The 20,315-nt window shown below is 73.5% G+C and carries 18 protein-coding genes; 8 read left to right on the top strand and 10 right to left on the bottom strand.

Going from position 1 to position 20,315, the window contains the following annotated elements; genetic code table 11:
* The first annotated feature begins 6 nt into the window (after nucleotides 1-6).
* Complete coding sequence (locus tag AB7J25_RS02560) at nucleotides 7-1,533, top strand: hypothetical protein (protein WP_428504551.1); 1,527 nt, start codon at nucleotides 7-9, stop codon at nucleotides 1,531-1,533.
* Between the two features lie 67 nt (nucleotides 1,534-1,600).
* Here the strand turns inward: AB7J25_RS02560 and meaB are convergent, their stop codons facing one another.
* Nucleotides 1,601-2,599, bottom strand: coding sequence for a methylmalonyl Co-A mutase-associated GTPase MeaB (gene meaB, locus AB7J25_RS02565; RefSeq protein ID WP_428504553.1), 999 nt, complete (start codon nucleotides 2,597-2,599; stop codon nucleotides 1,601-1,603).
* A gap of 11 nt (nucleotides 2,600-2,610) precedes the next feature.
* Nucleotides 2,611-3,801, bottom strand: a complete 1,191-nt coding sequence (locus tag AB7J25_RS02570) for an acetyl-CoA C-acetyltransferase (protein ID WP_428504555.1) — start codon at nucleotides 3,799-3,801, stop codon at nucleotides 2,611-2,613.
* Between the two features lie 208 nt (nucleotides 3,802-4,009).
* Between AB7J25_RS02570 and mce the strand changes: the two genes are divergently transcribed.
* The 3 genes from mce (at nucleotide 4,010) to AB7J25_RS02585 (ending at nucleotide 7,550) form a co-directional block, all read left to right on the top strand.
* A complete protein-coding gene (mce, locus tag AB7J25_RS02575; RefSeq protein ID WP_428504557.1) occupies nucleotides 4,010-4,471 on the top strand; it encodes a methylmalonyl-CoA epimerase in 462 nt (153 codons plus the stop codon).
* A 153-nt stretch (nucleotides 4,472-4,624) separates the two neighbouring features.
* Nucleotides 4,625-5,956, top strand: a complete 1,332-nt coding sequence (gene ccrA, locus AB7J25_RS02580) for a crotonyl-CoA carboxylase/reductase (RefSeq protein WP_428504559.1) — start codon at nucleotides 4,625-4,627, stop codon at nucleotides 5,954-5,956.
* A 79-nt stretch (nucleotides 5,957-6,035) separates the two neighbouring features.
* Nucleotides 6,036-7,550, top strand: a complete 1,515-nt coding sequence (locus AB7J25_RS02585) for a hypothetical protein (protein WP_428504561.1) — start codon at nucleotides 6,036-6,038, stop codon at nucleotides 7,548-7,550.
* A gap of 94 nt (nucleotides 7,551-7,644) precedes the next feature.
* Here the strand turns inward: AB7J25_RS02585 and AB7J25_RS02590 are convergent, their stop codons facing one another.
* The 3 genes from AB7J25_RS02590 to AB7J25_RS02600 all read right to left on the bottom strand — a co-directional run bounded on the left by AB7J25_RS02590 (nucleotide 7,645) and on the right by AB7J25_RS02600 (nucleotide 11,591).
* The gene (locus AB7J25_RS02590; RefSeq protein ID WP_428504563.1) at nucleotides 7,645-7,929 is read right to left on the bottom strand and encodes a hypothetical protein; all 285 of its coding nucleotides are present in this window, start codon (nucleotides 7,927-7,929) and stop codon (nucleotides 7,645-7,647) included.
* 281 nt (nucleotides 7,930-8,210) lie between these two features.
* Complete coding sequence (locus AB7J25_RS02595) at nucleotides 8,211-9,995, bottom strand: 3-hydroxyacyl-CoA dehydrogenase family protein (protein WP_428504565.1); 1,785 nt, start codon at nucleotides 9,993-9,995, stop codon at nucleotides 8,211-8,213.
* A 108-nt stretch (nucleotides 9,996-10,103) separates the two neighbouring features.
* Nucleotides 10,104-11,591: an aldehyde dehydrogenase family protein gene (locus AB7J25_RS02600; protein ID WP_428504567.1), complete on the bottom strand. Its 1,488-nt coding sequence runs from the start codon at nucleotides 11,589-11,591 to the stop codon at nucleotides 10,104-10,106.
* Between the two features lie 206 nt (nucleotides 11,592-11,797).
* On the opposite strand from AB7J25_RS02600, the gene AB7J25_RS02605 reads away from it, so the two are divergent.
* Nucleotides 11,798-12,358, top strand: a complete 561-nt coding sequence (locus AB7J25_RS02605; protein ID WP_428504569.1) for a sigma-70 family RNA polymerase sigma factor — start codon at nucleotides 11,798-11,800, stop codon at nucleotides 12,356-12,358.
* On the opposite strand, the gene AB7J25_RS02610 is transcribed toward AB7J25_RS02605, so the two are convergent.
* Nucleotides 12,359-12,916: a hypothetical protein gene (locus tag AB7J25_RS02610; protein WP_428504571.1), complete on the bottom strand. Its 558-nt coding sequence runs from the start codon at nucleotides 12,914-12,916 to the stop codon at nucleotides 12,359-12,361.
* Nucleotides 12,917-13,085: 169 nt separating this feature from the next.
* Between AB7J25_RS02610 and AB7J25_RS02615 the strand changes: the two genes are divergently transcribed.
* Nucleotides 13,086-14,297, top strand: a complete 1,212-nt coding sequence (locus tag AB7J25_RS02615; RefSeq protein ID WP_428504573.1) for an amidohydrolase family protein — start codon at nucleotides 13,086-13,088, stop codon at nucleotides 14,295-14,297.
* A 148-nt stretch (nucleotides 14,298-14,445) separates the two neighbouring features.
* Here the strand turns inward: AB7J25_RS02615 and nucS are convergent, their stop codons facing one another.
* The 4 genes from nucS to ddaH all read right to left on the bottom strand — a co-directional run bounded on the left by nucS (nucleotide 14,446) and on the right by ddaH (nucleotide 18,441).
* Nucleotides 14,446-15,105: an endonuclease NucS gene (gene nucS, locus AB7J25_RS02620; RefSeq protein WP_428504575.1), complete on the bottom strand. Its 660-nt coding sequence runs from the start codon at nucleotides 15,103-15,105 to the stop codon at nucleotides 14,446-14,448.
* 97 nt (nucleotides 15,106-15,202) lie between these two features.
* Complete coding sequence (locus AB7J25_RS02625; protein WP_428504577.1) at nucleotides 15,203-16,087, bottom strand: universal stress protein; 885 nt, start codon at nucleotides 16,085-16,087, stop codon at nucleotides 15,203-15,205.
* Nucleotides 16,084-17,454, bottom strand: a complete 1,371-nt coding sequence (locus AB7J25_RS02630) for an amino acid permease (RefSeq protein WP_428504680.1) — start codon at nucleotides 17,452-17,454, stop codon at nucleotides 16,084-16,086. The genes AB7J25_RS02625 and AB7J25_RS02630 overlap by 4 nt, the downstream gene beginning before the upstream one ends.
* A gap of 141 nt (nucleotides 17,455-17,595) precedes the next feature.
* Nucleotides 17,596-18,441: a dimethylargininase gene (gene ddaH, locus AB7J25_RS02635; protein ID WP_428504579.1), complete on the bottom strand. Its 846-nt coding sequence runs from the start codon at nucleotides 18,439-18,441 to the stop codon at nucleotides 17,596-17,598.
* 134 nt (nucleotides 18,442-18,575) lie between these two features.
* On the opposite strand from ddaH, the gene AB7J25_RS02640 reads away from it, so the two are divergent.
* On the top strand, nucleotides 18,576-19,106 hold the full coding sequence (locus AB7J25_RS02640; RefSeq protein ID WP_428504581.1) for an NUDIX domain-containing protein: 531 nt from the start codon (nucleotides 18,576-18,578) through the stop codon (nucleotides 19,104-19,106).
* Between the two features lie 51 nt (nucleotides 19,107-19,157).
* Nucleotides 19,158-20,315 carry an acyl-CoA dehydrogenase family protein gene (locus AB7J25_RS02645; RefSeq protein ID WP_428504583.1) on the top strand — a complete coding sequence of 386 codons (1,158 nt, stop codon included), beginning with the start codon at nucleotides 19,158-19,160 and terminating at the stop codon, nucleotides 20,313-20,315.

Genomic DNA, 20,315 nt, shown 5'->3' on the forward strand with positions numbered 1-20,315 from the left:
GGCGCCATGACCGCACCCGACCGACCCGGCCTGCGAGCGGCTCGCCGCGCACGCGGCTGGTCGCTCGCCGACGCTGCCCGGGAGCTGGAGCGCCTCGGCCGGCGCACCGGGTCGGCCGGAGCCACGGCGGCCAGCCTGAAGAGCCTGCTGTCGCGATGGGAGAACGGGCACGCCACCCCGGACGCCGGCAATCGCGGCCTGCTCGCCCGCCTCTACGAGCGCACCCCTGCCGAACTCGGGCTCACCGCCGAGACGCCGCAGCCCGGTGGCGCCGCGCGCCTGCGCGGGCGGCTGGCGGCGGCGTCGGCCGTGGGCGAGGCGCTGCTCCGCGCCTGGGGGGAACAGCTGGAGATCGCCCGACGGCTCGACGACGAGACGGGCGCGGCCGGCGCGGCCGGCGTCGTGCGCGCCCTCGTGGAGGAGTTGGACCGCACGCTCCTCCACGCGTCTGCCCCCGGCGTGCGGGCGCGGGTGGGCGTGCTGCTGGCGCGATCCGTGACGCTCGCCGGCTGGCAAGAGTTGGATCTCGGCGACGTGGAGTCGGCATGGCGGCGGTTCGCCCGAGCCCGGGAAGCCGCTTCGATCGCCACAGCCGCCGTCGCACCGATCGAGGCGGGTGGCGAGATGGTCGACGCGGCGATCCGTCCCCGCGGCGCGCACGCGGCCCGGGCGGTCGGTCGTTCGGCCTCCGCTGCAGCGGTCGAGGTCCGAACCACCGCCGACGAGGTGTGCGCCGAGGCGGTGGCGGGCCAGGCCGCGGTGCTGGTCGGCCTCGGCGAGCCGGACGCGGCGCTCGCCGTGCTCGACGCGGTCGAGAGAACCGATGCGATCGACCTGATCGGCGCGCTTGACACGGGCGCCGCGGGACCCACCCTCGACGCGGTAGGCGCGGGCGACCGCGACGGCCCGGCCACCGCAGGGTCACCACCCGCGCCGGAGACGGCGCCGGACGTGCCGCCGCCGGCCGGCCGCACCGCTCCGGCGTGTGTCACCGAGGGCGGCAGGGCGTGGCTCGCCGCCGCTCGCGGTGCCGCGCTGGCCGCAGGTGGCCGCAACGCCCCGGCCCGGCAGGTCTACGACGCGGCGCTGCGCGCGCTCGCGGCGCACGGGCTGCCACCGGAGAACCGCGCAGCCGTCGATCCGCCGGAGCATCGGGCCGACGCACCGGACCGGCCGGACGCCCGCTCACGCACTGGCGTGCGCCCCGCCGACCTGCGGCGCTGGCGGGCGCAGGCCCTCGCTGCGCTCGGCGAGCCGGACGTCGTCTCGACCCTGGAGGCCGCCCTGGCCGCCGGTATCGATTCCGCGCGGGAGCGCGCCACCACACACGCGGCGCTCGCCGTCGCCCTGGCGGGGCGGACGGCGGCCCCTGGTACTGCCACGCACCCGGCCGAGACGCACGCCCGCGCTGCCCGGGACCTGGCCGAGCGGATCGGGTCGGTCCGTGTGGTCGCGCTGCTCACGCACGGTGCCGATCGGTCGCCGGAGCCGGCCGCGACAGCCGCGACAGCCGGCGGGCACCGCCATGGCTGACGCAGCGACTGCGGGGAGCGGCCGCCCGGACCGGCCCCGTCCGACCACGGATCCGTGGCGACGCAGGTCAGCTCGGACCGACGGCGTCCATCAGCTCGTCCGCCGCCCGGTACGGGTCGAGCTCGCCGGCCACCACCCGCTTGGCCAGATCCGGCAACGTCGCCGAGCCGCGAAGCGCAGCGATCCGGCCACGCACCTGCTCAAGCGTGATCGCCTCGATCTCGGCCTCCGCGCGGGCGAGCCGCCGCCGATGGCGCTCGCCGCCCGCGTCGAGCCACCGGCGGTGCGCGTCGAGGGCGGCGACGAGATCGTCCACGCCCTCGCCCCGCGAGGCGACCGTGCGGACGACGGGGCGCGTCCAGCCGGAAGCGTTCTGTCCGAGCGACATCATGTATGTCAGGTCGCGCACCGTGCGGGCGGCGCCGGGCCGGTCGGCCTTGTTGACCACGAAGACGTCCGCGACCTCGAGGATCCCGGCCTTGGCCGCCTGGATGCCGTCACCCATGCCCGGGGCGAGCAGGACGACCGTGCTGTCGGCCAGGGACACGACGTCGATCTCGGACTGCCCGACGCCGACGGTCTCGACCAGTACGACGTCGCATCCGGCGGCGTCCAGCACCCGCAGCGCCTGCGGGGTGGCCCAGGCCAGCCCGCCGAGGTGGCCGCGCGTGGCCATGGAGCGGATGAACACGCCGGCGTCGGTGCTGTGCTCGCCCATGCGGACGCGGTCGCCGAGGAGGGCGCCCCCGGAGAAGGGCGAGGAGGGATCCACGGCGAGCACACCGACCCGACGCCCGGCGGCACGCAGGGCGCCGACCAGCGCGGACACGGACGTGGACTTCCCGACACCGGGAGCGCCGGTGACGCCGACGACGTGGGCGTACCCGGTGTGCGGCGCCAGCGCGGCGGCCACCTCGCGCAGCCGTGGCCCGGCGTTCTCCACCATCGACAGCAGCCGCCCGACGGCACGCTGCTCGCCGCGCCGGGCACGATCGACGAGGTCGGCGAGCTCGGGCCCCGGCTCGGTGGCACGCCGGGCGGCGGGGCCCGACCCGCCGCCGGCCACTGCCGACGCCGTCAGGAGGCGGCGGGAACGCGCAGGATCAGGGCGTCGCCCTGGCCACCACCACCGCAGAGCGCTGCAGCCCCGACTCCGCCGCCACGCCGCTGCAGCTCGAGGGCCAGGTGCAGGGCGATGCGGGCCCCGGACATGCCGATCGGGTGGCCGAGCGCGATCGCGCCGCCGTTGACGTTCACGTTGTCCTCGGAGATGCCGAGCTTGCGGGCCGACACGATGCCGACGGCGGCGAAGGCCTCGTTGATCTCGACGAGGTCGAGGTCGGCGGGGGTGATGCCCTCCTTGGCGCACGCCTTCTCGATGGCGTTGGCGGGCTGCTCGTGCAGGCTCGCGTCCGGCCCGGCGACGACGCCATGAGCGCCGATCTCGGCCAGCCAGCTCAGGCCCAGTTCCTCGGCCTTCGCCTTGCTCATCACCACGACGGCAGCGGCGCCGTCGGAGATCTGGGAGGCGGAGCCCGCGGTGATGGTGCCGTCGGAGGAGAAGGCCGGGCGGAGCCTGCCGAGGGACTCCGTCGTGGTGTCGCCGCGCACGCCCTCGTCGGTGCGGAACTCGATCGGGTCGCCCTTGCGCTGGGGGATCGTGACGGTGGCGATCTCGGCGTCGAACACGCCGTTCTTCGCCGCGGCGGCGGCTCGCTGGTGGGAGCGGGCCGAGAAGGAGTCCTGCTCCTCGCGGGTGAGCGAGTAGCGGCCGTTGTACTTCTCCGTGGACGCGCCCATCGCCACCTGGTCGAACGCACAGAACAGCCCGTCGAAGGCCATGTGGTCCTGCATCGTGACGTCGCCGTACTTGAAGCCCTCGCGGGACTTGGCGAGCAGGTGCGGGGCGTTGGTCATCGACTCCTGGCCACCGGCGACGACGATCTCGAACTCGCCGGCGCGGATGAGCTGGTCGGCCAGGGCGATCGCGTCGATGCCGGACAGGCACACCTTGTTGACGGTCAGCGCGGGGACGGTCATGGGGATGCCGCCGGCGGCGGCCGCCTGCCGAGCGGGGATCTGGCCCGCGCCCGCGGTCAGGACCTGCCCCATGATCACATAGTCCACCTTCTCGGGCGCCACACCGGCCCGCTCGAGCGCGGCCTTGATCGCGACGCCGCCCAGCTGGGCGCCGGACAGACCCTTGAGGGAGCCGAGCAGGCGGCCCATCGGGGTGCGGGCACCGGCGACGATGACGGATCCGGACACGTGACCTCCAGCGACTGTGGTGTGGGCTGCCCGACGGCCCGCGCCTGCGTCGGCGGGCCGCGGCGGCTCGACTCGACCGTGCCACGCGCCGGGCCGGCGCGAAAGCCGGATGGTCGTGGACCCTACCCCTCGGCGCAGGTCACGGCGGTCGTCCTGGTGACCGAATGCACAGGGCGCGCATCGGCCCGCCGGAAGTTACATTCCGGCCATGGACAACGTGGAACTCGTGTCGCACGCCCTGGTCACCGGCGTGGACCACGTCGGCATCGCCGTACCGGACCTCGACGCCGCGATCTCCTGGTACGAGGGCACGCTGGGCCTCACGACCACGCACGTGGAGACCAACGAGGAGCAGGGTGTCCGCGAGGCGATGCTCGCCACGGGCCCGGGCGACGGCACGATGATCCAGCTGCTCGCGCCGCTGCGTCCGGACTCCCCCATCGGCAGGTTCCTGGACCGCAGCGGTCCGGGCATCCAGCAGATGGCCTACCGCGTGTCCGACATCGACGCAGCCTGTGCGGCGCTGCGGGAGAAGGGCGTGCGGCTGCTCTACCAGGAGCCGAAACGGGGCACGGCCGGTTCGCGGATCAATTTCCTCCACCCGAAGGACGCCGGTGGCGTGCTGGTGGAGCTGGTGGAACCCGCCGCCGGGCCCACTACCGCACACTGATGGACGCGGTCGGGCAGGTGGACCGTTCAAGGTGAGGTAGACCACGTCATCCCGATGGACAGGCGGTCGTTGAGCCCAGAAGCGGGTACCATACTGCCCAGTAATTTGGGATACCAAGCACAGAGACTTGCACCCGACCCCCGGAGGCCAGCCGTGCAGGAGATCGTTGACGCCATTCTCGCCGAGCAGTACGACGCGATCGGAGGTCTCGCCGTACCCGGGACCTATCGCGGGGTGGTCGTCCGGGCCGACGAGGTCGACATGTTCCAGGGCATCCCGTCACGCGAGAAGGACCCGCGCAAGAGCCTGCACCTCGACGAGGTGTCCACCCCCGAGCTGGGCCCGGGAGAGGCGATCGTCGCCGTCATGGCGAGTGCGATCAACTACAACACCGTCTGGACGTCGATCTTCGAGCCGCTGCCGACGTTCGGGTTCCTCAAGCGCTACGGGCGCCTGTCCCCCATGGCCAAGCGCCACGACCTGCCGTACCACGTCGTCGGGTCGGACCTCGCTGGCGTCGTGCTGCGCACCGGCCCGGGCGTCAACGCGTGGAAGCCGGGCGACCGGGTCGTCGCGCACTGCCTGTCCGTCGAGCTGGAGAGCCCGGACGGCCACGGCGACACGATGATGGACCCGCAGCAGCGCATCTGGGGCTTCGAGACCAACTTCGGCGGGCTGGCCGAGCTCGCGCTGGTGAAGTCCAACCAGCTCATGCCGATGCCGGACCACCTCACGTGGGAGGAGGCCGCGAGCCCCGGCCTGGTGAACTCCACCGCGTACCGCCAGCTCGTCTCCCGCAACGGCGCCGACATGAAGCAGGGGGACACGGTCCTCGTCTGGGGCGCCTCGGGCGGGCTCGGCTCCTACGCCACGCAGTTCGCGCTCAACGGGGGCGCGACGCCGGTGTGCATCGTCTCCTCGCCGGAGAAGGCGGAGATCTGTCGCAGCATGGGTGCGGAGCTGATCATCGACCGCAGCGCCGAGGGCTACCGGTTCTGGTCCGACGAGCAGACGCAGGACCCGTCGGAATGGAAGCGCTTCGGCGCCAGGATCCGCGAGCTCACCGGCGGCGACGACCCGGACATCGTCTTCGAGCACCCCGGCCGGGAGACGTTCGGCGCGAGCGTCTACGTCGCGCGCAAGGGCGGCACGATCGTCACGTGCGCCTCGACGTCGGGCTACGAGCACGTCTTCGACAACCGCTACCTGTGGATGAACCTCAAGCGGATCGTCGGCTCGCACTTCGCGAACTACCGCGAGTCCTGGGAGGCGAACAAGCTCGTCGCGAAGGGCATGATCCACCCGACGGTGTCCAAGGTGTACCCTCTCGCCGAGACTGGGCAGGCCGCATTGGACGTCCACACCAACAGCCACCAGGGCAAGGTCGGCGTGCTGTGCCTCGCGCCGAAGGAGGGGCTCGGTGTCGTCGACCACGAGAAGCGGGCGAAGCACGCCGACGCGATCAACCGTTTCCGGGGCGCGTGATCCGTTCGACCGCCCTGACCGAGCGCGATCGGACGTGCGCTCGCAGGGGCGGCGGTACGGCCCGGTACGGTGAGCGGTCATGGCCGACGATCACGCTGGGCTGGAAATGGGTGATCTCACGTCACCCGCAACGGCGTACGGCAGTGTCGAGGGCGAGTTCCAGGTAGTCCGTCGCGGCTACGACCAGCGCCAGGTCGACAGTCACCTGGACCGCCTCGACGCCGAGATCCGCATCCTCCTCGCGGACCGCAACGCGGCCGTCGAGCAGGCCGCGCAGCTCGGGCGCGAGCTCGACGAGTCGCGTGCCCGGGCCGAGCGGTTGCGGGTGCAGGTGCGGGCGCTGGTCAGCCCGCCGACGTCGCTCCCCGGAATGAGCGAGCGCATGCGCTCGATGCTGCGCCTCGCCGAGGACGAGGTCTCCGAGATGCTGACCCAGGCCGACGCCGAGGCCATCCGGCGTCGTCACGACGCCGAGCTGGAGGCGGGCGAGATCCGGTCCGCCGCGCTGGCCGGTGCCGAACGGTCGGCGGCGGAGGACGCCAAGCGCCGGGCCGAGTGCGATGCCGAGATCGCGGCAGCGGCCGCGGACATGGCTGCGCACCGGAGGGCGTTCGAGGCCGAGCTGGAGCGCGAGCGGAGGGCCTGCTCGGCGCGGATCTCCCACGCCGAGGAGGACGCCCGCACCCGCATCGCCGACGAGCAGGCCGCCTGGGAGGCGCGCCGGGCCCTCATCGAGGAGGACTTCCTCCGGGCGATGGACCAGCGCCGCGCGGAGGCGCTCGCCGAGCTGGAGCGCAACCGCATCGAGATCTACCGGCGCAACACCGACATGATCGCCGCGGCGCAGGAGCAGAGCGCCCGCACGATCTCCGCAGCCGACGACCACGCCGCGCGCACCGTCGCCGAGGCCACGGCTCGGGTGACGGAGCTCGCGGACGCCCGCGAGCGGGTCGCCGCGCAGCTCGCTCAGGCGCGCGCCGCACTGGCGCATGTGCTCGGGGGGTTGTCGGCCACGCCCGAACGCGACGTGCCCTCGCCGGCGCCCGAGGTGACGGAGCAGGTCGCGGCACCCACGGAGGCGGGCGCATCGTCTGCCGGGGCGGAGGTGGCGTACGGGCCCGCCGCGGCAGCCGTGAAGGTGGAACCGGCGGGCGCCCCTGCCCCGCCCACTCCGAACGCGGCAGCAGCGGAGGCCACGGCACCACGGGAGGCCGAGCCTGCGACCAGCCCCGCTGGCGCTCCGGCCCGCCCGTCCCCGACCGCGGCACCGCGTGCGCCGGAACCCGCCGAAACGCTGCCGTCGGGCACAGCCGTCGTCGTCCCCCTGTCCCGGACGGACGGCCAGCCCTCCCCGAACGGCGCGCACTCGAACGGGGCGCACTCGAACGGCACGGCCCCGGACGACAGCCGCACCGACGGCCGGGGTGACGCCGCCGCGATCACGGCCCTCCCTGCCGAGGACGGCTTCGGCCCGACCGGAGAGGGGCCGAAGCCCGTCTCCGCGGCCGACGCAGGCCACCGCGACACGACCCCGGTCAGAGGCACGGCGAGCGCCCGCCGACGGACGCGTCGACCCTCACCACCCCGCAGCTGACGCCAGGCAGCGCGGATCGGCAGCACGGATCGGCGTCAGACGGCGACGTGCACGGCTCGACGGTCGCCTCCCCGAGGTCCCTCAGGTGATCGCGTCACCGGCGGCCGGGGCGACGGCGGGCGCGCGCGGCCCAGCACGGCGCGTGCCAGTGCCGGCGCTCGGCAACCGAGCCGTACTCCCCCGCCGGCCAGGTCACGAGGTGGGCGACCCCGGGCGGGATGAGCTGGTCGCAGCCCGGACAGCGGTAGGACTTCCCCGACGACGAGCCCGCGACGCTGCGCACCACCCACTCCCCGTCCGCCGCGGTCTCCGCGCGCACGTGGGCCGCCGACCGCAGGCGGGTGTGCGCGGGGCGCTGCGGACGGTTCGCACGGGGCACGCCACCATCCTGCCGGGCGGCGGGCCGCCCGGGCACGACGGGCGTCCTCGATCACGCCTCCCGTCGCCGGCCGGATCGGCCGGTGGGACCGCCGCGTGCAGCGCGGACGAGAGGCGCAACTCGCGCGGACGAGATGCGCAACTCGCCGCCGCGAAACCCACAACTCGCGGCAGCCAGAGGCGCAACTCGCCGCCGCGAAACCCGCAACTCGCGGCAGCCAGAGGCGCAACTCGCCGCCGCGAAACCCGCAACTCGCGGCGGCCAGAGGCGCAACTCGCGGGTCAGCGGCGGGCGTAGTCCCGGAACCCGTGGCCCGTCTTGCGCCCGAGCCGCCCCGCCGTGACGAGGTGCTCCAGGAGCGGCGCGGGCGCCATCCCGGCCATGCGGAACTCGCGGTACAGCGAGCGCTCGATCGCGAGCGACACGTCGAGCCCGACGACGTCGAGCAGCTCGAACGGCCCCATCGGCAGGGCGCAGCCGGTCTTCATGGCGGCGTCGATGTCGTCGGCCGTGGCGTAGTGCGCCTCGAGCATCTTCACCGCGTCGTTGAGGTAGGGGAACAGCAGCGCGTTGACGATGAACCCCGCCCGGTCGCGGCACGAGACGGCCACCTTGCCCAGCCGCTCGCACAGCACGAGGCAGGTGGCGGCCACGTCCGGCGCGGTGGTGATCGTCGAGACGACCTCGACGAGCTTCATGACCGGCGCCGGGTTGAAGAAGTGCAGGCCGATCACGTCCTGCGGCCGGGACGTGGCGGCGGCGCACTCGACGACGGGCAGCGACGACGTGGTGGTGGCGAGGATGGCCCCCGGCTTGCAGATCTCGTCCAGTGCGGCGAAGACGGCGCGCTTGAGGTCGAGCTCCTCGGCGATGGCCTCGACGACGAGGTCGACGTCGGCGAAGTCCTCCAGGCGGGTGGTGCCACTGACCCGCGCGACGGTGGCGTCCCGCTCCTCCTCGGTGAGCCGGCCGCGGACGACCTGCTTGTCCAGCGACTTGCGCAGCGCGGCGAGGGAGCCCTCGACCTTGGAGTCGCTGCGCCCTCGCACGACGACGTCCAGGCCTGCCTTCGCCAGGACCTCGACGATGCCGGTGGCCATGGTGCCGGTGCCGACGACCCCGGCGCGGGCGATGTCGCGGACGGTCACGTCCTGCGGCACGCCGCCGGACGGGGTGAGGGCGTCGGGCACGACCTTCGACGAGTGCGGCTCGGCGTAGGTGTAGAAGCCGCGCCCGCTCTTGCGGCCCAGCAGCCCCGCGGTGATCATCTGCTTGAAGACGGGCACGGGCACGTGCATCTGGTTGCGTGACTGCTTGTACATCGTGTCGAGGATCTCGTAGGCCGTGTCGAGGCCGATGAGGTCGAGCAGGGCGAGCGGGCCCATGGGGTAGCCGCAGCCGTAGCGCATGGCGGCGTCGAGGTCCTCGCGGCTGGCGTAGCGCGCCTCGTACATCCGCGCGGCATGGTTGAGGTAGCCGAAGAGCAGCGCGTTCGCGATGAACCCGGCGCGGTCGCCGATCACGACCGGCACCTTGTCGAGAGTGGTGACGAAGCTCTTGAGGTCGTCGATGACGTCCGGCTCGGTGACGACGGTGCGGACCAGCTCGACGAGCTTCTGCACCGGCGCCGGGTTGAAGAAGTGCATGCCGACGACGCGGCCGGGACGCCCCGTGCGCACCGACAGCTCCGTGACCGACAGGGACGAGGTGTTCGACGCGAGCACGACGTCGTCGCGGCAGACCTTGTCGAGCTCCTCGAAGATCTTCGCCTTCAGCTCGAGGCTCTCCGGGACGGCCTCGACGACGAGGTCGGCGTCGGCGAGATCGGCCAGGGAGGTGCTCGTGGCGATGCGGCCGAGGAGGGCGTCCGCGTCCTCCTGGGTGAGCTTGCCGCGGGTGACGGCCCGGCCGGTGGACGACTCCAGGTGGACGCGTCCGCGCGCGACCGCCTCCTCGTCGACCTCGACGGCGACGACCTGGAGGCCGTTGCGGGCGAAGACCTCCGCGATGCCCGCGCCCATCGTGCCCAGCCCGACCACACCGACCGTGCGGAACTCCCGTGTCACGCCTCTACCTCCACGCTGCGCTGCGACCCTGCGGCTGACTTCCGGGTGATCCTGCCATCGCACCGCGGCCTTCGGGCCGGTCGTGGCGGGGGACACACGTCCTTCGGGTCAGCGCCCGTGGCGCAGCCGCACGAGCCCGACCAGCGCTTTCATCAGCGCACCCTGGCGCCGGAAGCTCGTCACCGACGGGAGCGGGAACCGGCGCCGCGCCACCGCCTGGGGCCGGGTGAACTCGCGCAGCCCGTCCTCGCCGTGGATGCGCCCGAACCCGGAGTCCCCGACGCCGCCGAAGGGCAGGGCCGGGATGCCCGCGAAGGAGATGACGCCGTTGACGGCGACCATTCCGCAGCACAGCCGGGCGGCGATCTGCGGGCCGCGCCGCTTCGAGAACACCGCCGCCCCGAGCCCGTAGCCGCTGGCGTTCGCGCGGCGCACGGCCTCGTCCACGTCCGGGACCCGGTTGACCACCAGCAGCGGGCCGAAGGTCTCCTCGACGACCGCGACGCTGTCCTCGGGAACGTCCACGATCACGACGGGGTCGACGAACGGACCGTCCACGCTCCCCACGCCGCCGACGACGGCCCGGCCGCCGCGGGCCAGGGCGTCCTCGACGTGGCGGGCGACGATACCCGCCTGCGAGGGCGAGGCCATGGGTCCGATCTCGGCGCCCGCCCGCACCCTGGAGGCCCGTTCCACCACCTCGGCGGTGAACCGCTCCGCCACCGCCTCGACGACGTAGACCCGCTCGACGCCCACGCACGTCTGGCCCGCGTTGGCGAGCCCACCCCAGACGGCGGCGTCCGCGGCGGCGCGCAGGTCCGCGTCGGCGTCCACGATGAGCGCGTCCTTGCCGCCGCACTCGACGAGCACCGGGGTGAGATTCTCCGCACATGCGGCCATGACCCGTTTCGCGGTGGCCGTCGACCCGGTGAACGCGATCTTGCCGATACCGGGCGCCCGGCACAGCGCAGCGCCCGTCCCGGCGAGCCCGGTGACGACCTGCAGCAGCGGGCGGCCGTCGACGATCTCGGACAGGGTGTCCACGAGGGCGATCCCGACCCCCGGGGTCAGCTCGCTGGGCTTGAACACCACGGCGTTGCCCGCGGCCAGGGCGTAGGCGATGGATCCCATCGGGGTGAACACCGGGTAGTTCCAGGGCCCGATCACCCCGACGACCCCGAGCGGCGGGTAGGCGAGCGTGGCGGCCTGGTTCGCCATGAGCAGGCCCGGGGAGACCCGGCGGGGGCCGAGCACGCGCTCGGCGTTGCGGGCGGCCCAGTCCAGGTGGTCGATGGTGAGGACCAGCTCCAGGCGCGCGTCGTCCAGGGGCTTCCCGGTCTCCGCCACGATCGCCGCCGCGAGGTCCTCCAGGCGGTTGACCAGCGCCTTCCGCCACGCTTCGAGCCTGCGACGGCGCGCGGCGAAACCCAGCTCGTGCCACCATCGCGCGGCCTGGCCGGCCCGCTCGACGGCGGCCCGGACGGCGGCCTCGTCGTGGACGGGGTGCACCCCGACGACGTCGCCGGTGCGGGGATCCAGGGACTCGAACGTCGCCGGCGTCGGGTGGGCCCCGCTGCTGGTCACGGTGGTCGTCACGGGCGCCAGGGTAGGACTCAGGGTCGGGGTCGGGGGAAATACGGATGACCTTGCGCCCCGACGGGCGCAGGGTGGGGACCATGGAACGGACGACCGGCACCGAGAGGATCGGCGCCGCGAGAATCGGCGCCGCGAGAATCGGCGCCGCGAGAATCGGCGCCGCCAGAATCGGCACAGCCGAGGGCGACCGTCCCGCGCCGACACGAGTGTCCTCGCGGACGCCCGAGATCGACCCCACCGCACTCGACCGGGCCGCCCGTGGCGACCCGGACGCCGTGGCCATGGTGTTCGCCGCCATCCACCCGACGGTCCTCGCGTACTGCCGCGCGAGGCTCGGCCGCTCGGCGGGCCCGATGGAGTCGCCGGAGGACGTCGCCCAGACCGTCTGCCTCAACCTGCTGCGTGCGCTGCCCCGCCACGAGGGCGGCAGGCGGCCGTTCATGGCCTACGTCTACGTGAGCGCGGCCAACGCCGTGACCGACGCGCGCCGGCGGCTCGCCCGCCGCAGCACCGAGCAGCTCACCGAGGCCGACGAACCGGCGGATCGCGGGCCGGGCCCGGAGGAGCACGGCCTGCACACCGACGTCACCCGCCGCGCCCGCGAGCTCCTGGACACCCTGCCCGAACGGATGCGCGAGGTGCTGGTGCTCCGTGTGGCGCTGGGCCTCTCCGCCCGCAACGCCGCGGAACTGCTGGGGATGACCGAGCAGACGGTCCGGGTCACGCAGCACCGGGCGTTGCGCAAGCTGCGCACCGTGGCGGCCTGATCACGAGCCGTTCGACCGCGGCGCCCGCCGGCCGGAGCGGCCGCTGGGCTTGGCGGGCCGGGTGTCGAGGGGGAGCTCGCGCACCACGACGGGCGGGCCGCAGAAGACCGTGAGGTCGCACGCGGTCTGGATGGCCTCCTCCACGGTGTGGCCGAGGTGCAGGGCGGAGCGGGCGTACTCGAAGCCACTGCCGACGGCCCACCACTCGTGGTGCTCGACGTTGAGATCGGCGGTCGTCGAGATGAGCTTGCCGTCGTAGGCGAGCAACCAGCTGTTGCGCGGCTTGAAGTCCTTGATCATCTTGTCGATCCACTGGTGGAACTCGACGAAGAACTCCAGCACGTCGCGCCGCTGCGACGAGCGGGGCTTGTGGTTCTCCAGGTAGATCGACATGTAGTTGTTGTGGCTGCTCGCTCCTGCCCCGCCGATGATCAGGTCCGGCAGCACCATGAGCTTGCCGTCGTCCACGAGGTCCTTGGAATGCCAGCCGTGGGTCACCTGGCTGTCGCTGCCGATCACGATCTTGTCCGACTCGACCTTGCCCGCGATCACCGTCACGTTCGCCAGTGTGGACGACGCGCCGCCCCGACCGCAGGGGGTCACAGGGTGCGGCCACCGATCCTGCGGGCGCTCCGCCCGTGCGACACCGGGACGCCTCGTCCCTGGTGGCCGGGACGCCGGGCCGGTGACGCTGCCGGCGAACCCTTCCCCAGGCAGGAGCCAGCCCATGAGCACCCGCGCTGCGCGGCGCACGGCGATCCGCGCCACCTCGCTCTTCGACGGCTCGACCACCCGCCCCGACCCACTCGTGCTGATCGAGGACGGCCGGATCCTCGCCGTCGAGACGGGCCGGGTCGCGCCGCCGCCGGACGCCGAGCTCGTCGACCTGACGGGGACGACGCTGCTGCCCGGCCTCGTCGACACCCACGTCCACCTGGCGTTCGACGCGAGCCTCACCCCCGTCGCGCACCTGGCGGGCCGCGACGACGAGGCCGTCCTCGACGCCATGGCGGCGGCCGCCGCCGACCAGCTCGCCGCGGGCGTGACGACCGTCCGCGACCTCGGCGACCGGGACTACCTCGCGCTCGCCCTGCGGGAGCGGGCCACCGGACCGCTCCCGACGGTCGTCGCGGCCGGGCCGCCGATCACCTGCCCCGGCGGGCACTGCCACTATCTCGGTGGCGTCGCCCGCGGCGAGGCGGGCATCCGGGCGGCGGTGCGCGAGCACGCCGAGCGGGGCGTCGACGTGATCAAGGTGATGGCGAGCGGTGGCGAGCTGACCCCGGGCACGGTCGTGCACGAGCGGCAGTGGTCCCCGGCCGAGCTGCGGGCGGCCGTCGACGAGGCCCACCGCCGGGGCCTGCCCGTCACGGCCCACGCGCACGCGGTCGACGCCATCGCCGACGCGCTGGCCGCGGGCGTGGACGGGATCGAGCACTGCTCGTTCCGGACCGCCGACGGCGTCGACGTCCGCGAGGACCTGGTCGCGGCGATCGTCACCCGCCGCGTCGTCGTGGGCGCGACGGCCGGGATCGTGCCGGTCGAGGGCATCGCACCGCCGCCGGGCCTGGCCCGGGTGCTCCCGCAGATCTTCGCCGCGATGGAGCGGCTGCGCCGGGCGGGCGCGGTGCTGGTCGCGGGGACGGACGCGGGGATCGCGCCCGTCAAGCCGCACGGGGTGCTGCCGCACGGCCTGGTCGAGCTCACAGGGTGCGGCATGACGGCCGTCGAGGCGCTACGGGCGGGCACCGCGGTGGCGGCTGCCGTGTGCGGGCTCGGGGACCGCAAGGGCCGGATCGCCGCAGGCTACGACGCCGACCTGCTCGCCGTGGCGGGTGACCCGGCGGTGGACGTGTCCGCGCTGCTGCGGGTGCGCCAGGTGATCGTCGGCGGCCGCCCGGTCCGTACCGCTGCTGCCGATCCGGTGGTGGCGCGGTGAGGCGGGTCCGGGCCGCCCTCGCGGCCGTGCTGCGCTGGGTCGCCGAGGGACTGGCGGCCGACCACACCTGGTGCTGGGGATACACGTGCATCGTCCCGCCGCCGCAGGCGTGGCGCGGCGCCCCGGACCGCTCCGCCGACGACGCCGCTCAGAACAGCAGCAGGTCGTCGCGCTCCACGCCACGCAGCGCGTCGTAGTCCACGACGACGCAGCGGATCCCGCGGTCCTGCGCCAGCGTCCGGGCCTGCGGCTTGATCTGCTGGGCCGCGAACACCCCGGCGACCGGGGCGAGCAGCGGGTCGCGATTGCACAGCTCCAGGTAGCGCGTGAGCTGCTCCACCCCGTCGATCTCGCCGCGGCGCTTCACCTCGACGATGACGTGGCCGCCGTGGGCGTCGCGGCACAGCAGGTCCACCGGGCCGATCGCGGTCATGTACTCGCGGCGCACGAGGCTGAACCCCTCCCCCAGCGCCGTCGGATGCGCCGCGAGCAGCTCCTGCAGGTGCGCCTCGACCCCGTCCTTGACCAGGCCGGGATCGGTCCCGAGCTCGTGGGAGCTGTCGTGGATGACCTCGTCGATGGTGATGACGAGCGACTCGTCGGCCTTGTTGCGCACGGTCCAGACGCCGGGGGCCTCCTCCAGCCAGCACGGCGGGCTCATCCAGTTCAGCGGCTTGTACGCGCGGTCGTCCGCGTGGATGCTGACCGACCCGTCCGCCTTGACCAGGAGCAGCCGGGGGGCCATGGGCAGGTGGGCGGTGAGCCTGCCGACGTAGTCGACCTGGCAGCGGGCGATGACCAGACGCACCCGGCCGAGCATAGGGGCGGACCCCACTGCCGAGATCGCCGTATCCGGGACATGGGGTGCACCTGCGCACCTCACGTCACGGATACGGCGATCACCCTCATTCGTGGCGCGGCGCCACCACCACCGGCACCGGCGAGCTGCGCACGATCTTCGACGAGCGCGAGCCGAGGAAGACCCGGGCGATCGGGCCGACCGAGCTGGAGCCGACGGTGAGGATGTCGCCGTCGTCCCAGCCGACGTCTTCCATGGCGTCGTCCCAGTCGGTGCCGCGCCCGACGACACCCTCGGCCGGGGGCGCCTTCGGCAGCGCGGCGACCCGGTCGAGCACGTCGTGCTGCGCGCGTCCGACGTCGGAGATCCACGCCTCGACGAGGCTCGACTCGGCGCGCGACCCGATGCCCGCGGTGAGCGGCGTCCGCGGCCGCACCGCGAAGGATGCGACCCGCAGCGGGACGTGCAGCCGGACGGCCATCCCGGCGGCGGCGAGGACGAACCCGTCCGACCCCTCGGCGGCCCCGAAGGCGGCCGTGACGCGGGTGACGCGGGTGGCGGGGCGGCACCGGAAGCCGCGCGGGGCGAGCGCGACGGGGATGTGTGAGCTGTGCAGCAGCCGCTCGGTGACGCCGCCGAACGAGACGCGGCCGATCCCGCCGGCGCGGGCCGAGCCGAGGACGAGCAGGTCCGCGCCGGTGCGCTCGGCGACGTGCAGCAGGCCGGTCGGCGTGGAGCGGGCCCGCTCGACGTGGAACGTGGTGGCGACGTCGTCGGGGGCGATCGCGCGGGCCCGGGCGATCGCCTCGGCCGCCGCCTCGTCGAGGTGCTGCTGGTACTCCGCGTCGATGTGGCCGACGCCCGCGGGCCAGGGTGCGGGCACGACCGTGCAGACGAGCAGGTCCTCGTCGAGGGACCGGGCGAGCTGCGCGGCGAGCTGGACGGCGGCGTTGGCACCCCGGCGACGGGGCAGCCCGAGCAGGACGGTCACGACTGCACCTCGTTCAGCCGCGAGTGACGGATGCCGTAGGTGAAGTACCAGACCATCGCGACGGCCACCCAGATGAGGAAGGCGATGATCGTGACGGGCCGCAGGTCGATGATGATCCAGATGCAGCCGAGGACCGAGAGGATCGGCACCACGGGGTAGCCGGGGACGCGGAAGCCCCGCGGCAGGTCCGGTGCGATGCGCCGCAGCACGATCACCCCGACCGACACGACGAGGAACGCGACGAGCGTGCCGATGCTCGTCATCTCGGCGAGGAACTCGATGGGCAGCAGCCCCGCCAGCAGGCTGACGATCACGGCGACGACGATGGTGGAGAACACCGGGGTCAGCGTGCGCGGGTTCACCCGGTGGAAGGCGGGCGGGATCATGCCGTCGCGGCCCATGGCGAACAGGATGCGGGTCTGGCCGTAGATGACCACCAGCGTGACGCTGAAGATGGAGATCACCGCGCCCGCGGCGAGCACGGTGGCGGGCCAGGTGGAGCCGGTGATGTCCTCCAGGATCGCGGCGAGCCCGGCCTCCTGGCCCTCGAACGCCGAGGCGGGCTGCGCGGCGACCGCGACCAGCGCGACCGCGACGTAGAGCGAGGTGACCGTGACCAGCGCGATGAGGATCGCGAGCGGGAGCGTCCGGCGCGGGTTGTGCACCTCCTCGCCTGCGGTGGAGACGGCGTCCAGGCCGATGTAGGAGAAGAAGATGATGCCCGCGGCACCGGTGATGCTGGCCAGGCCGAACGGGGCGAAGTCGCGGAGGTTGTCGGAGTTCCATCCGGTGATACCGATGACGATGAACAGCACGAGCACGCCGATCTTGATCATCACCATCGTGGCGTTGACCGTCGCGGACTCGCTGGCGCCGCGGATGAGCAGCAGCGACACGAGTGCGACAAGCACCACCGCGGGCAGGTTGACGATCCCGCCGGACTCCGGCGACTGCGAGAGCACGTCGGGGATGCGCAGGCCCAACAGGTTGTCGAGCAGCTCGTTGAGGTACTCCGACCAGCCGACGGCCACGGCGGCGGCCGACACCCCGTACTCGAGCAGCAGGCAGGCCGCCACGCCGACGGCGACGACCTCGCCGAGGGTCGCGTAGGCGTAGGAGTACGACGAGCCCGAGACCGGCACCGCGCCCGCCAGCTCGGCGTAACAGAGCGCGGTGAGGCCGGCGACCGCTCCCGCGATGACGAACGACCACACGACCGCGGGCCCGGCCACCGGCACGGCCTGGCTCAGCACGAAGAAGATGCCGGTGCCGATGGTGGCTCCGATGCCGATCATGGAGAGCTGGAAGAGCCCGATCGAGCGCGACAGCTCACCGCCCTCGGTATCGGCGCCGGTCTCGGCGGTCATCGACGTCACCGGCTTGCGCCGGAACACCTGGCTCACGAGCGGTCTGGTCACAGCGCCCTCCTCGGGTCGCGTCGACATGGTGCGGGGCTGAATCGGATCAGGTTGCCTGCCGCGGCCGTCCCGCGCGAGCCGCCGAACGTCTCACACGCGCAGCTCCAACGTGCAGCACTTCGCGCCGCCACCCGCCTTCATGAGCTCGGACACGTCCACGCCGACGGGCACGAACCCGCGCTCCCGCAGCCGGGCCGCGAATCCCGTGGCCTGCGCGGCGAGCACGACGTGGCGGCCGTCGGACACCGCGTTGAGGCCGAGCACCGCGGCGTCCCGCGCCTTAGCGAGGATCGCGTCCGGGAACAGCTCGCGCAGCGTCTCGCGGCTCGCCGCCGAGAAGGCCTCGGGCAGGTACGCGACGGTCGTGTCGTCGAGCACGGCCAGTGCGGTGTCGAGGTGGTAGTAGTGCGGGTCGACGAGCTCCAGCGTCACCACGGGGCGTCCGAACAGCGCGCGGACCTCGTCGTGGGCCGCGACCGCGGTGCGGAAGCCGGTGCCGGCCAGCACGAGGTCGCCGACCACCAGCAGGTCGCCCTCACCCTCGTTGACGTGCTCGGCCTCGACGCCGCGCAGCCCGGCTGCGCGCAGCCAGCCCAGGTAGGCCGGGCCCTCGGCGGCGCGCTGGGGGTGGGCGAAGCGCGCCGAGTACGCCGTCCCGTCCACGACGAGGCCGCCGTTCGCAGCGAACACCATGTCCGGCAGTCCGGGCTCGGCGGGGATCACCTCGACGGCGTGGCCGAGGTCGAGGTAGGTGCGGCGCAGCGCGTCCCACTGGCGCATCGCGCGGGCCGCGTCCACGGGTCGTGCGGGGTCCATCCAGGGGTTGATGGCGTATTCGACGGCGAAGTGCTCCGGGGGGCACATCAGGTAGCGGCGGGGCCGGGAGGTGCGGCCGTGGTGGTCGGGGGCAGTGTGGGGGGCAAGGGTCACGGTCACGCCGACAACGGTAGAAGTGGGCCGTGACGGCGCCAATCAGCATGTATTGCGTGTCTGCATGCGAAACGTTGCGTGTTCATGGCAAAGATGACGGAAACGTTGCGCCGGCCTCGCCGCCGCTACCGTGGAGCCTCGTGGAAACGCTCTCGAGCCGGCAGGTGTACGCGAACAGCTGGATGACCGTGCGCGAGGACGCGGTGCGCTGGCCCGACGGCTCGGAGGGCGTCTACGGCGTGATCGACAAGCCCACCTACGCGCTGGTGATCCCGTTCGACGGCGAGCGGCTGCACCTCGTGGAGCAGTACCGCTACGCCGTCGGCAAGCGGCGCTGGGAGTTCCCCGCGGGCACGGCGCCCGAGCGCGCGGCGGTCGAGCCCGCCGAGCTCGCCGCCCGCGAGCTGCGGGAGGAGACCGGCCTGGTGGCGGGCCGGATGGAGTTCCTCGGCCACCTCGACGTCGCCCCGGGGATGTCGAGCCAGCTCGGCACGGTGTGGCTCGCCACGGAGCTCACGGCGGGATCGCCGCTGCGCGAGCACTCCGAGCAGGACATGCGCGCGGCATGGTTCACCGTCGTGGAGTTCGAGACGATGGTGCGCCGCGGGGAGATCACCGACGCCCAGAGCCTCGCGGCCTACCTCCACCTCCAGCTGCGCCGGATTATGTGACAGTATCGCTGGCGCGTAGAGCCGTGCTGATACGCAGAGCGAGGAGGCTCCGTGGACCTGCGCGAGACCGACGAACAGCAGCTGCTCCGCTCGTCCGTGGCGGCGATGGCCGCCATGTACGGCCGCGACTACATCCGCGAGAAGGTCCGCACGGGCGGGCACACCACCGAGCTGTGGGCCGAGGCGGGCAAGGCGGGCTACCTGGGTGTCGCCGTCCCGGCCGAGTACGGCGGGGGCGGTGCCGGGATGGTGGAGCTCGCGATCGTCGCCGAGGAGTTCGCCGCGGCGGGCTGCCCGCTGCTGCTGCTCGTGGTCTCCCCCGCGATCGCTGCCACCGTGATCGCGACGTCCGGCACCGCGGAGCAGAAGGAGCGCTGGCTACCCCGCTTCGCCGACGGCTCGGTGCGCATGTCGTTCGCCATCACCGAGCCGGACGCGGGTTCCAACTCCCACCGGATCACCACCACGGCCCGGCGCGACCCCGGCGGCGGCTGGCGGCTGGCCGGCCGCAAGTACTACATCTCCGGGGTCGACGAGACCGACGCGACGCTCGTCGTCGCACGGATGCAGGACTCGACCGGGACGCTGCGGCCCGCGATGTTCGTCGTCCCGACCGACTCCCCCGGCCTGACCTACCAGCCGATCGACATGGCGATCTCGTTGCCGGAGAAGCAGTTCACGGTGTTCTTCGACGACGTCGCACTGCCCGACGACGCGCTCGTCGGCGGCGAGGAGGCCGGGCTCGCGGCGCTGTTCGCCGGACTGAACCCCGAGCGGATCACGGTCGCCGCCCACTCCAACGGCCTCGCCCGCTTCGCGCTGGACCGCGGCGTCGCCTACGCGCGCGAGCGCACGGTGTGGGACGCACCCATCGGCAGCCACCAGGCCGTCGCGCACCCGCTGGCGAAGGCGCACATCGGGGTGGAGCTGGCGCGGCAGGCCACCACCCGCGCGGCGTGGCTCTACGACGTGGGCGACCACCGGGCCGCGGGCGAGGCCGCCAACATCGCCAAGTACGCCGCCGCCGAGGCCGCGATCGAGGCCGTCGACGCCGCCGTGCAGGCCCACGGGGGCAACGGCCTGGCCGAGGAGTACGGACTGGGCGGCCTCATCGGCGCGGTGCGGGTCGGCCGGATCGCGCCCGTCAGCCGGGAGATGATCCTGAACTTCGTCGCCCAGCACACCCTGGGCCTCCCGAAGAGCTACTGA

Source organism: Pseudonocardia sp. (assembly GCF_050246655.1).
Lineage (GTDB): Bacteria > Actinomycetota > Actinomycetes > Mycobacteriales > Pseudonocardiaceae > Pseudonocardia.